Raw genomic sequence first — 13,111 nt, 5'->3', positions numbered from 1 at the left:
TTGCAACCTCCACCTTTTAATACCCAAAACAATTACACTGCGTCGCGCACATCAGAGCCTAAGGTCTCTGGCAAGTGTGACGTATCCATATCATGACGCCAGCCGTCATCCATCAGTACACGAGCAATTGCCAAACCAAATCCAATCGACATAATGACGAAGAAAACTTCTGCGAATGTCGAAATTGCGCCTTGGAAATTACCTTCATTTAACGCCACTAGACCGCGATAGAATGGGACTCCAGGAATCATAATAACCACCCCCGGTACGGAGAGTGACACGCGAGAATGCGACGTCTTCCATGCCACCATCGTTGCCACGATTCCAACAAGCATGGCAGCCAAACCTACTCCGAGCTGCCAAGGCAAATGAAAGTTCTCCTGCAATAATAAACGGCTAGTGTTTGCAAAAGCTCCAGCTACTGCAGCCGCAGCACACACCTTCCACGGAGCATTAAATAGTACCGCGAATCCATAGGCCGCCACAAAAGACGTCAGAAGACGTAAGAACGTCATTGTCCAAAATGGTAGCGGCGGAACAACAGCTGCATCAACATGCCAATTAAGGGCATGCACAACGATCCACACAGAGACACCAGCAGAACCAATCACCATGATGCAATATGAAAAACGATCAAGAGCTGATTGCGTATCGTTTCGAACAAAGTCAAGCATCGCCGTCGTCAGCGGGAATCCAGGAATCAAATAAAGAATAGAGGAAATCAATCCAGACTCATACTGGATAAGATAAGGCAAGCCACCTACGCTACCAATCTCAAGTAGCAGAATATAAACCATCGTCGATGCCACTGCACATAAAATCCAAATAATGAAATGCGCAATTCCGCGGCCTAATAAAAGTTTGCGAATAAGCTGACCAATTCCAGCAGCAAAGAAAACACAGGTACATTCAACTATGCGCCCACCATTAAGGAAACAGAATCCCGCACAAGCAATCGCCGAAGCAAAAACTGTTGTCCACAAACCGTAATGGCGATCTCGTTTAGTTGTTTCTTGCAAGATCACACGTAATTGCTCAGCTGTCATTCCTTCATGCAATTGCGCAACGGCCTGCATAATACGATCGAGCTTTTCCGCATTAACGCCTACACGACGCTGTTCGCCAAAGCTTGTGTAAGATTCTTTACCCCGCCATGCAGTAACTGTAATGTCAGTCATGGACACCGCTGACTCTAACTTTGTTAAGCCAATTGCTTTAGCTGCTCGTGACATCGCAGCTTTGACTCGATAAGCTCCAGCGCCACACGCTAAAAGCATCGTTCCAAGCATTAAAATACAATGAATTTTTTCGGCTATCGTTTCCTGGCTCTGTACCGGATTGTTGGTGGGCTGATCGTCCATACTTCTCTCATAACTGGTCTAAAACGGTAGGATATGCGTGCTCCATTTTATGCCCGACTTACAAGCTTTGACCGGGCCGTATCGCCCAATTATGATTTTTCTCCGGGAATTTTATCTCACACTTCTGCCCGCTCCATCACCCACATATACGTCAAATATGGAATTTCGACAATATCTTCATCGCCATATCCAAGGTTTTGGTATAAGTACCATCTCAGATTCGCTTGCATTTTCGCGCGATTTTCGTTTGTGGAGGTAATCCATGACGATCTCGTTGTACCAAGTTGGCATACTTGGGTTGGAGTCAGCCGATCTTGCCATGTTGCCATATGTAATCGAGGTTGCGTAAAAGGTTCGACGACGAGCGGTTTATCAGTCGGACGGTGCACATCACCAGAACGCATAATACGGCTCAGTCTTTTTACCCATGGAATTGACACATCCATTTGGTTGTATAAAACGACGAGTTTTCCACCTGGACGTAGGATACGAGCCGCTTCCCTACTAGCTTTGATGGGATCTACCCAATGCCAACTTTGAGCATAAAACACAATATCTGCCATCGCATCGTTGAGCGTTGTTTCTTCACCACTCGCAGGCAGTATTTGGCCTTTAAGGTTTGGCATAAGCCGAATAAGCTGCTCGCGCATGTCTGGGCTAGGCTCGATAGCCCAAACGCGCCCACGCTGCCCAGCAATATCGCATAGCGTGGTTGTGAGTTTCCCAGTTCCAGCCCCTATATCCACAAGACACCGGTTCTGACCGTCGTCGGCACATACAATCCTCAGTAACTCAAGCGGATAACCCGGCCGGACATCAACGTAAGCTTCGGCTATAGTGGCAACATCGTAGTATGGATTCGTCGGTAACGTCATGGAACTATTGTTAAGTATTTGCTTGCCTCATGCGCGTCATATATCCCAAACTTGACCAATCTAACCAGCCAATACAGATCTCATCGGCTAATGTGCCGTACACTTGTGGTCAGGAGAGCCGGGAAGTCTGGTCGGCACATTCTTTGACCGTTACATGAAAAGGGACACCGTGACTGAACCTCAACCATCTAAACTACGCACTATTCTTTCGTACGGTAGTTACGCCGAGCATGTGCGTATCGGAGGAATTCTTCGCAAAGAAACAACTGGCGGCATTGCATTAATGATCGCTGCTGTCATCGCTATTGTATGGGCAAATTCGCCATGGAGTGAAGCGTACTTAAACCTACGAGATACCACGCTAAGTATTGACTCTTTACATCTACACCTTAGCGTTGGGCATTGGGCAGCGGATGGTTTACTTGCTATATTCTTTTTTCTTGTCGGGCTTGAGCTCAAACAGGAATTTGCGATCGGTGATTTGCGCTCTCCTTCGCGAGCAATCGTTCCAGTTGTCGCCGCTATTGGCGGGGTCATTGTGCCAGCTGGGATATATGCAGCTATTAACTGGGGCCATCCAGAGACAATTCAAGGCTGGGCAATACCCACAGCCACAGATATCGCATTTGCAGTAGCTGTATTAGCGATTATTGGCTCTCACCTTCCTAGTCCGCTCAGACTTTTCTTGCTCACACTAGCGGTTGTTGATGACCTCATTGCTATCACAATTATCGCCATTTTCTACACCAATGAAGTTCACGCCTTGTATCTTGCGCTTTTCGTTATACCAGTTATGATCTTTGCTTTTTTGGTACGCAGATTTCATATTTTTTGGGTAAAAAATCGTTGGGCATCTTGGCTGATACTTTTCCCGGTAGCACTGACGGCATGGTATTTTCTTCATGAAGCGGGCATTCATGCCACAATCGCTGGGGTGGTTTTAGGTTTCGTAGTTCCAGTATCGTTGGATTCTACAACTGCTCAAACAGCGCTCGCGCATCATCGGCCTGAAGTGACAGGGCATGGTAGCCATAACCCTGGTCTAGTTTCAATGTTTGAACACGGAATCAGGCCTCTATCTTCTGGTTTTGCCGTACCAGTATTCGCTTTCTTTTCAGCAGGAGTGGCAATCGGAGGTTGGGATGGGTTACTGAACTCGCTCAGTTCTCCAGTAGCTTTGGGAATAATCGTTGGATTGGTACTCGGAAAGCCAATCGGTATCGTCTTATCTACTTTCTTGCTTACAAAGCTAACACGCGCAAATCTAGATAGTTCAATAACATGGTTTGACACTATTGGCGTTGGCTTTTTAGCAGGAATTGGTTTCACCGTATCCCTGCTGGTGGGAGAATTATCGTTCGGATTAGGTGACGCTAACAACGATGCCGCCAAAGTGGGCATATTGTTGGCCTCTGTACTCGCAGCATTATTAGCGGTACTTATTTTGACTCCACGCAATCGATATTACAAGGAACTGGAGAAGGAAAAGTTACGCGATGAGGATGGCGATGGCATTCCGGATGTTTTTGAAATAAGCCGTTAAATCTGCAAGTAAAAGCGGGTAAATATTGTTGTGGGCACGTCATTGATGACGTGCCCACAACAATATAAATGACCATGACCATTCGTGATTATCGAAAATGTAAGTGGTCACCCGCCTGTATATCGCCACGTATCGCGACGTATATGATGCTGAATAACCAGCACCATGAAATAGCCACGATAAGATGCCCGATACCTACAACACCGGATAATGTAGCATCCCATACCTGTTGGCCGTACAACGCAGTAACAACGTTTTGAATTGCCATACCAGAAACGGTCCAGATCAGACCAACATTGTACAAAATGAACCACCGTGTAAACAAAGAGTGATCAGAGAGTTCAAAATATTTATCGACAATACTCAACAAAAGAAAAAACAGTGTTCCTAGAACAAATGTATACATATACATCGAGCCAAAAGCTGTCGGGCCATCGAACTGAATGAGACGAATAAACAGCCGGTACAAAGCGCTAAGAAACAGTCCAAGCAAAAGATAAGCTACCGCAGCAATCAAGATTCTATGCATAGATTTACTATACCCTAGTGCGTTGAGCATCAATCAACACTAAACGAGATAATAAAAGTCGCGGACTAACCAAAAGAAATAAAGACTCACCAAGAAAAACATACATCTCAGTGGGTTACAAACTGTATGTCGGATCGCTTGTGAGTATAGGTGAGGGGAGGGTGTTGACTTATCGTCAACACCCTCCCCTTATATCACGTTAAGTGACGGCGGTGTCCTACTCTCCCACACCCCCTCGAGTGCAGTACCATCGGCGTTGGTAGGCTTAGCTTCCGGGTTCGGAATGGTAACCGGGCGTTTCCCTACCACTATGACCACCGTCAAAATGGTTGACATAACACACACGCACTACAACGTGTGGGAGTCAAGAATCGTATAGTAGACGCGAGCAGCATTACCATCAACATGTTCCATAATAAAACACTGACGATAAGGAAACTTTTTTGTAAATGGTTGGCCATTAGTACCAGTCAGCTCCACACCTTACGATGCTTCCACGCCTGGCCTATCAACCCCATGGTCTATAGGGGGCCTACAAAACAATAATGTTTATGGAAACCTCATCTCAAAGCAGGCTTCCCGCTTAGATGCTTTCAGCGGTTATCCTTCCCGAACGTAGCCAACCAGCCATGCACCTGGCGGTACAACTGGCACACCAGAGGTTCGTCCGTCCCGGTCCTCTCGTACTAGGGACAGCCCTTTTCAAGTTTCCTACGCGCGCAGCGGATAGGGACCGAACTGTCTCACGACGTTCTGAACCCAGCTCGCGTGCCGCTTTAATGGGCGAACAGCCCAACCCTTGGGACCTACTCCAGCCCCAGGATGCGACGAGCCGACATCGAGGTGCCAAACCATGCCGTCGATATGAACTCTTGGGCAGGATCAGCCTGTTATCCCCGGGGTACCTTTTATCCGTTGAGCGACGGCGCTTCCACAAGCCACCGCCGGATCACTAGTTCCTACTTTCGTACCTGCTCGACCTGTCGGTCTCACAGTCAAGCTCCCTTGTACACTTACACTCAACACCTGATTGCCAACCAGGCTGAGGGAACCTTTGAGCGCCTCCGTTACCATTTAGGAGGCAACCGCCCCAGTTAAACTACCCACCAGGCACTGTCCCTGAACCAGATCATGGTCCAAGGTTAGACATCCAGCACGACCAGAGTGGTATTTCAACAATGACTCCACAACCACTGGCGTGGCCGCTTCAAAGTCTCCCACCTATCCTACACAAGCCGTACCGAACACCAATACCAAGCTATAGTAAAGGTCCCGGGGTCTTTCCGTCCTGCTGCGCGTAACGAGCATCTTTACTCGTAATGCAATTTCACCGAGTTCGCGGTTGAGACAGTGGAGAAGTCGTTACGCCATTCGTGCAGGTCGGAACTTACCCGACAAGGAATTTCGCTACCTTAGGATGGTTATAGTTACCACCGCCGTTTACTGGGGCTTAAATTCACAGCTTCAAACACAAAAGTATTTTAACCGTTCCTCTTAACCTTCCAGCACCGGGCAGGCGTCAGTCCGTATACATCCACTTACGTGTTCGCACGGACCTGTGTTTTTGATAAACAGTCGCTTCTCCCTGGTTTCTGCGGCCCTTCCCCCTAGCCTGTTAAAAGGCTTCAAGGTCCGGGCCCCCCTTCTTCCGAAGTTACGGGGGCATTTTGCCGAGTTCCTTAACCACGATTCACTCGCTCGCCTTAGTATTCTCTACTCAACTACCTGTGTCGGTTTAGGGTACGGGCGGCTAAGACCTAACGTCGAGGCTTTTCTCGACAGCACAGGATCACTCTACTTCCCCACAAAAAATGGGTCATCATCCAGCCTCACCTACACGCTTCCCGGATTTACCTAGGAAACAGGCTGCGCTGTTAAACGTGGCAAGCCATTAGCCACGCGAAGCTACCACTCTGCGTCACCCCTGTTAACACGCTTGCCTACTACGCGATCAGTTCCCACGCTCACCACAACCCCAACCCGAAGGAAGGAACCATAGCTCGGATGGTTAGTATCCCACGATTCAACACGGACGGTCTTTCGCCGGTACCAGAATATCAACTGGTTGCCCATCGACTACGCCTGTCGGCCTCGCCTTAGGACCCGACTAACCCAGGGCGGACGAACCTGGCCCTGGAACCCTTAGTTATTCGGCGGACGGGATTCTCACCCGTCATTCGCTACTCATGCCTGCATTCTCACTCGTACGAAATCCACAACCAGTCACCTGTGCTGCTTCACCTCACGCACGACGCTCCCCTACCCAACAAAACAAAAAAAATTTCATTGCCGCGGTTTCGGCGGTGTACTTAAGCCCCGCTACATTGTCGGCGCAGAATCACTTGACCAGTGAGCTATTACGCACTCTTTCAAGGGTGGCTGCTTCTAAGCCAACCTCCTGGTTGTCACAGCAACTCCACATCCTTTCCCACTTAGCACACGCTTAGGGGCCTTAACCGGCGGTCTGGGCTGTTTCCCTCTCGACTACGAAGCTTATCCCCCGCAGTCTCACTGCCGTGCTCTAACTTACCGGCATTCGGAGTTTGGCTGACGTCAGTACCCCGATAAGGGCCATCGGCCATCCAGTCGCTCTACCTCCGATAAGAAACACACGACGCTGCACCTAAATGCATTTCGGGGAGAACCAGCTATCACGGAGTTTGATTGGCCTTTCACCCCTACCCACAGGTCATCCCCTCCATTTTCAACTGAAGTGGGTTCGGTCCTCCACACGCTCTTACACGTGCTTCAACCTGCCCATGGGTAGATCACCCCGCTTCGGGTCTAGAACATGCAACTAAAAACCGCTTTTTAAAACTCGCTTTCGCTACGGCTCCCCCACACGGGTTAACCTCGCTACATGCCACTAACTCGCAGGCTCATTCTTCAAAAGGCACGCCATCACCCCTACCAAGGAGGCTCTGACGGATTGTAAGCGTCCGGTTTCAGGTACTATTTCACTCCCCTCCCGGGGTACTTTTCACCATTCCCTCACGGTACTACTACACTATCGGTCACACGGAGTATTTAGGCTTACACAGTGGTCTGTGCAGATTCACACGGGATTTCACGGGCCCCGTGCTACTCGGGCACCACATAAGGCAGGCTAACACATTACAACTACCGGACTCTCACCGTCTACGGTCCAGCTTCCCAACTGATTCGTCTACACGCTAGCATTTATCACTACCCGACCCCACATCGGCAAGGTCAAACATGGCCCCACAACACCACACACGCAACACCCGATGGCTATCACACGCGCATGGTTTAGCCTCATCCGCTTTCGCTCGCCACTACTCACAGAATATCTTTTCCTGCGGGTACTAAGATGTTTCACTTCCCCGCGTTACCCCCAAACACCCTATACATTCAGATGCTGGTAACCAGAAACAACTCTGGCCAGGTTCCCCCATTCGGACACCCCCGGATCACAGCTCGTTTGCCAACTCCCCGAGGCTTATCGCAGGCTACAACGTCCTTCATCGGCTCCGTATGCCAAGGCATCCACCGAACGCTCTTGAACACTTACAAAAAACCAAAGATGCTCGCGTCCACTATACAATTCTCAACCACCACACCAACACCACAAACAACCAACAACCACACAGGCCATCAATCATCCACAGGCAGCACGGAGTATTACCCCACACCCCAACAGCATGCCAACTTCCCACAACAAAAAAATTTTCCACTAAAAACCACCAAACCAACACCAACAAAGGCATCAGCACACCCACAATCAAACAAATAAAACCAGGTGTAAGGCAGCTCCTTAGAAAGGAGGTGATCCAGCCGCACCTTCCGGTACGGCTACCTTGTTACGACTTCGTCCCAATCGCCAATCCCACCTTCGACCGCTCCCCCCAAAAGGTTAGGCCACGGGCTTCGGGTGTTACCAACTTTCGTGACGTGACGGGCGGTGTGTACAAGGCCCGGGAACGTATTCACCGCAGCGTTGCTGATCTGCGATTACTAGCGACTCCGACTTCATGGGGTCGAGTTGCAGACCCCAATCCGAACTGAGACTGGCTTTAAGGGATTCGCTCACCCTCACAGGCTCGCAACCCTCTGTACCAGCCATTGTAGCATGCGTGAAGCCCAAGACATAAGGGGCATGATGATTTGACGTCATCCCCACCTTCCTCCGAGTTAACCCCGGCAGTCTCTCGTGAGTCCCCACCATAACGTGCTGGCAACACAAGACAAGGGTTGCGCTCGTTGCGGGACTTAACCCAACATCTCACGACACGAGCTGACGACAACCATGCACCACCTGTACACCACCCCGAAGGCCACACTATCTCTAGCATGTCGCAGTGTATGTCAAGCCTTGGTAAGGTTCTTCGCGTTGCATCGAATTAATCCGCATGCTCCGCCGCTTGTGCGGGCCCCCGTCAATTCCTTTGAGTTTTAGCCTTGCGGCCGTACTCCCCAGGCGGGGCACTTAATGCGTTAGCTACGGTACAGAACCCATGGAAATAGGCCCCACACCTAGTGCCCAACGTTTACGGCATGGACTACCAGGGTATCTAATCCTGTTCGCTCCCCATGCTTTCGCTCCTCAGCGTCAGTAACGGCCCAGTAACCTGCCTTCGCCATCGGTGTTCCTCCTGATATCTGCGCATTCCACCGCTACACCAGGAATTCCAATTACCCCTACCGCACTCTAGTCTGCCCGTACCCACTGCAGCCCCGGAGTTAAGCCCCGGTCTTTCACAGCAGACGCGACAAACCGCCTACGAGCTCTTTACGCCCAATAATTCCGGACAACGCTCGCGCCCTACGTATTACCGCGGCTGCTGGCACGTAGTTAGCCGGCGCTTATTCAACACCTACCCTCAACTTACGCCTTGTTCAGTGTTAAAAGGAGTTTACAACCCGAAAGCCTTCATCCCCCACGCGGCGTCGCTGCATCAGACTTGCGTCCATTGTGCAATATTCCCCACTGCTGCCTCCCGTAGGAGTCTGGGCCGTATCTCAGTCCCAATGTGGCCGGTCACCCTCTCAGGCCGGCTACCCGTCGACGCCTTGGTAGGCCATCACCCCACCAACAAGCTGATAGGCCGTGAGCCCATCCCCCACCAGAAACCCTTTCCAACCCCCACCATGCGGCAGAAGCAGAATATCCAGTATTAGACCCCGTTTCCAAGGCTTATCCCGAAGAAGGGGGCAGGTTACTCACGTATTACTCACCCGTTCGCCACTAATCCACCCCAGCAAGCTAGGGCTTCATCGTTCGACTTGCATGTGTTAAGCACGCCGCCAGCGTTCGTCCTGAGCCAGGATCAAACTCTCCAAACAAAAACCAAACACCCAACAAAAAGGCATCCAATCAATACACGTTCGAAAAGCCCAAAAACAGACTCAACAAAACAGACAAACCAAAACTAGCTCATCCAAAATAAAAAAGAAAACAAACCACACCAGCCACCAAAAAAGCAACCAGCACAATCCGCTTCCCAAACAAAAAATCATTGTAAAAAGCTGACACACTATTGAGATATCAAACAACACACCCACACCCAACAACCACCCAACAACAAAGCCAGGCAACCATCAAGAAGGCTATCCACACCAGTCTAACACACAACCACAACCAAGCAAAAACACCCAGTCACAACCACGCACCAAACCAGCGCCACCACCAAAGAACACAACCGCGCTCCCGGCGACAGATAAAAACTTTACGCACCCCCACCCCAACCGTCAAACCAAAACAACGTAACACCCATCACATATAAAGTAATTGCTGATTTTTAGCAAAAAATAGCAGGCGAGGCAATGATATTGCCTCGCCTGCCTAGGCCTACCAAATACCAGAATCACATTTCATTTTCCATAGCTAACGAATGCTTAAATTCCTCACGGATAGCACGCGCTACTTGCTTAGAAGCCGTTGGGTGGAAAACACCTGGAATGATGAAATTGGCATTCAACTGTTCGGGTAACACCGATTGGGCGATCGCATTCGCCGCAACCACAAGCATGCGATCAGTTACCTGTGTTGCCTTCACATCAAGCATTCCACGGAAAATTCCCGGGAAAGCCAGCACATTATTGATCTGATTTGGATAATCTGAACGCCCAGTCGCCACAATCGCCGCATGTTGCGCAGCTTGAATTGGATCGACTTCCGGCGTTGGGTTAGCCAACGCAAAAACAATCGGATCCTTCGCCATCGTAGCAATATCGTCGCCAACTAAAATATTTCCAGCTGACACACCGATAAAAACATCAGCATCCTCTAACACGTCTCGCAAGCTTCCTTGCTGACGACGCGGATTAGTGTTTTGCGCAATCCAATTACGATCTTCACCTTCTTCTTCACGGAAGGGTCCAAGTGCACCATTACGTCCAACACCAATAATGTCACGCGCTCCCTGATTCATCAGCAAGCGAATAATCGCATTGCCTGCAGCACCCACACCAGACACAACGATGCGAATATCTTCTATCTTCTTCCCAACAACCTTTAACGCATTGATCAAAGCGGCTAAAACTACTACGGCAGTACCGTGTTGATCATCATGAAAGACCGGAATATCAAGATCTTCGCGTAATCGACGCTCAATTTCAAAACAGCGCGGAGCAGAAATATCCTCCAAATTAATTCCACCGAAACCCGGCGAAATCGCTTTCACAATGCTGATAATCTCTTCAGTATCAGTTGTATCTAAGCAAATTGGCCAGGCATCAACGTCGCCAAACTTCTTAAAGAGTGCTGCCTTACCCTCCATCACCGGCATTGCTGCTTTAGGCCCGACATCACCTAAACCAAGAACGGCGGTACCATCTGAAACAACAGCAACCGTATTTCGCTTAATCGTCAATTTACGCGCAAGCTGCGGATCCTTAGCAATGAGATTCGAAATTCGCGCCACTCCAGGAGTATAAATCCGCGACAAATCTTGACGCGTATTCAACGGCCGTTTCAGCGCGATTTCAATCTTTCCACCCAAATGCGCTTGCACTGTTGAATCGTGAATTCCCAGCACATGCACGCCATCTAGCGCCTCTAATTTGGATGCAATATGCTCAGCGTGCTCGATATCATCGACTTTAGCAGTCACATCGGTCAGCAGATTAGCTTCATCCGACTCCACCATATCCACACCGGTAACAATCGCACCATAATCAACAAATTCTTTAACTAACATGGCCGTCGCTCGCGGTTCAAATGGAAGCGCAATACGTATGGTCACATTGTAGCTAGGCAGTGTTTTTGACATAAATTCTCCTTGTAATAGCTACACATAGTAAAGCGCAGGAGAACAGAAAAATTCCTGCTCCTGCGCATTACTATTTTAGAGCTGAACGCGCTCCATGATAAGTTCTCGAACCCGGGCAGCATCTGCTTTGCCATGTGTTGCTTTCATAACAGCCCCCACAATAGCGCCAGCAGCCTGGACTTTACCGCTACGGATCTTTTCAACAACGTCGGGGTTAGCAGCCAACGCTTCATCAACCGCTGCGTTCAACGCGCCGTCGTCGCTCACTACTTCCAAACCACGAGCTGCCACAACCTCAGCTGGTGAGCCTTCACCAGCTAACACCCCAGCCAGGGCCTGCCGTGCTAGCTTATCGGTTAGCTTTCCAGACTCCACAAGTTCATCCAGTTCGGCTACCTGTTCACTAGTGACTGGAACATTGGCAAGTTCAATCTCATTATCCTTAGCATAACGAGCAAGCTCACCCATCCACCATTTGCGCGCCCCGGCCGACGTCGCTCCAGCTTTGACAGAATCTTCGATCAAAACTAACGCACCAGCGTTGACAATATCGCGCATTTCCTTAGCAGAGATGCCCCATTCAGCAAGCAAACGCCGCCGCTTTTGCTCCGGAAGCTCTGGCAATGTTGCCCGTAACTGTTCAACCCACTCACGCGGTGGCGCCAATGGCACCAAATCCGGTTCTGGGAAGTAACGATAATCATCTGCATCCGACTTTGGCCGTCCCGGCAACGTCGTACCATCAAGCTCCTGGAAATGACGAGTCTCTTGAAGTACTGCTTGCCCGGCATCCAAAATTGCCGCCTGTCGGCGCATTTCAAACTCAACTGCGGCAGCAATCGAGCGGAAAGAATTAACATTCTTTGTTTCAGTGCGCGTTCCCAACGGCGACTGCTGAGTCTTACGCAAAGACACATTGATATCTGCACGAACATTACCGCGCTCCATACGAGCTTCTGAAACTCCAATTGCACGGGCAATATCGCGAATAGTTTGAACATACTTCGCGGCAACCTCTGGTGCACGATCGCCACAACCTTCAATCGGACGAGTCACGATTTCCACAAGTGGCACGCCTGCACGGTTGTAATCAACTAGCGAATGGTCAGCACCATGAATACGCCCTTCGCCACCAATGTGAGTATTCTTACCAGCATCTTCTTCAACGTGTGCACGCTCAATCTTGACTCGGAACACCGCACCATCATCGAGTTCGACGTCTAAGTAGCCATCAAAAGCCAAGGGTTCATCAGATTGCGATGTCTGAAAATTCTTCGCCAAATCCGGATAAAAATAGTTTTTACGAGCAAACCGGCACGACTCGGCAATTTTGCAATTTAGCGCCAGACCAAGTTTGATCGCATACTCGATTGCCTTCTTATTAACCACAGGCAATGATCCAGGCAAGCCCAATGATACTGGGGTAATAAACGTATTTGGTTCACCACCGAATTCATTGGGAGCGCCATCAAACATTTTAGTTTTTGTGGAAAGCTCGACGTGCACTTCGATACCAAGTACCGGATCATAATGTGCGACGACGTCTGCATAGTCATTCAATTCAGTCATTT

The 13,111-nt window shown here is 49.6% G+C and carries 6 protein-coding genes and 3 rRNA genes; 1 reads left to right on the top strand and 8 read right to left on the bottom strand.

Annotated elements, in window-relative coordinates; all coding sequences use genetic code 11:
• Positions 1–32: 32 nt before the first annotated feature.
• On the bottom strand, positions 33–1,361 hold the full coding sequence (locus HC352_RS02200; protein WP_168917386.1) for a threonine/serine exporter family protein: 1,329 nt from the start codon (positions 1,359–1,361) through the stop codon (positions 33–35).
• Positions 1,362–1,477: 116 nt separating this feature from the next.
• A complete protein-coding gene (locus HC352_RS02195) occupies positions 1,478–2,236 on the bottom strand; it encodes a class I SAM-dependent methyltransferase (protein WP_168917385.1) in 759 nt (252 codons plus the stop codon).
• Between the two features lie 169 nt (positions 2,237–2,405).
• Here HC352_RS02195 and nhaA point away from each other — a divergent pair, with 169 nt between their 5' ends.
• Positions 2,406–3,779 (top strand): Na+/H+ antiporter NhaA, encoded by a 1,374-nt coding sequence (nhaA, locus tag HC352_RS02190; RefSeq protein ID WP_247645213.1) that lies wholly within the window; start codon positions 2,406–2,408, stop codon positions 3,777–3,779.
• Between the two features lie 88 nt (positions 3,780–3,867).
• On the opposite strand, the gene HC352_RS02185 is transcribed toward nhaA, so the two are convergent.
• From HC352_RS02185 to gatB, 6 genes are all read right to left on the bottom strand, one after another.
• The gene (locus tag HC352_RS02185) at positions 3,868–4,308 is read right to left on the bottom strand and encodes a DUF2871 family protein (protein ID WP_168917383.1); all 441 of its coding nucleotides are present in this window, start codon (positions 4,306–4,308) and stop codon (positions 3,868–3,870) included.
• Positions 4,309–4,512: 204 nt separating this feature from the next.
• Positions 4,513–4,630, bottom strand: a 5S ribosomal RNA gene (gene rrf, locus HC352_RS02180).
• Between the two features lie 119 nt (positions 4,631–4,749).
• Positions 4,750–7,842: ribosomal RNA gene (locus HC352_RS02175) — 23S ribosomal RNA — on the bottom strand.
• 245 nt (positions 7,843–8,087) lie between these two features.
• Positions 8,088–9,612 (bottom strand): 16S ribosomal RNA (locus HC352_RS02170).
• The 16S, 23S and 5S rRNA genes sit together here, the layout of an rRNA operon.
• A 521-nt stretch (positions 9,613–10,133) precedes the next feature.
• On the bottom strand, positions 10,134–11,540 hold the full coding sequence (locus tag HC352_RS02165) for an NAD-dependent malic enzyme (protein WP_168917382.1): 1,407 nt from the start codon (positions 11,538–11,540) through the stop codon (positions 10,134–10,136).
• 75 nt (positions 11,541–11,615) lie between these two features.
• Positions 11,616–13,109, bottom strand: coding sequence for an Asp-tRNA(Asn)/Glu-tRNA(Gln) amidotransferase subunit GatB (gene gatB, locus HC352_RS02160; protein WP_168917381.1), 1,494 nt, complete (start codon positions 13,107–13,109; stop codon positions 11,616–11,618).
• Between the last annotated feature and the right edge of the window lie 2 nt (positions 13,110–13,111).

It is taken from the genome of Arcanobacterium buesumense (assembly GCF_012563545.1).
Lineage (GTDB): Bacteria > Actinomycetota > Actinomycetes > Actinomycetales > Actinomycetaceae > Arcanobacterium > Arcanobacterium buesumense.
Note: the sequence above shows the minus strand (reverse complement) of the source record. Positions and strands in the feature narration are given on the sequence as shown.

What these genes read in the sequence shown, in the direction of transcription:
- HC352_RS02200 (WP_168917386.1), bottom strand. Translation starts at nt 1,361, where the DNA reads ATGGACGATCAGCCCACCAACAATCCGGTACAGAGCCAGGAAACGATA.
- HC352_RS02195 (WP_168917385.1), bottom strand. Translation starts at nt 2,236, where the DNA reads ATGACGTTACCGACGAATCCATACTACGATGTTGCCACTATAGCCGAA.
- HC352_RS02185 (WP_168917383.1), bottom strand. Translation starts at nt 4,308, where the DNA reads ATGCATAGAATCTTGATTGCTGCGGTAGCTTATCTTTTGCTTGGACTG.
- HC352_RS02165 (WP_168917382.1), bottom strand. Translation starts at nt 11,540, where the DNA reads ATGTCAAAAACACTGCCTAGCTACAATGTGACCATACGTATTGCGCTT.
- gatB (WP_168917381.1), bottom strand. Translation starts at nt 13,109, where the DNA reads ATGACTGAATTGAATGACTATGCAGACGTCGTCGCACATTATGATCCG.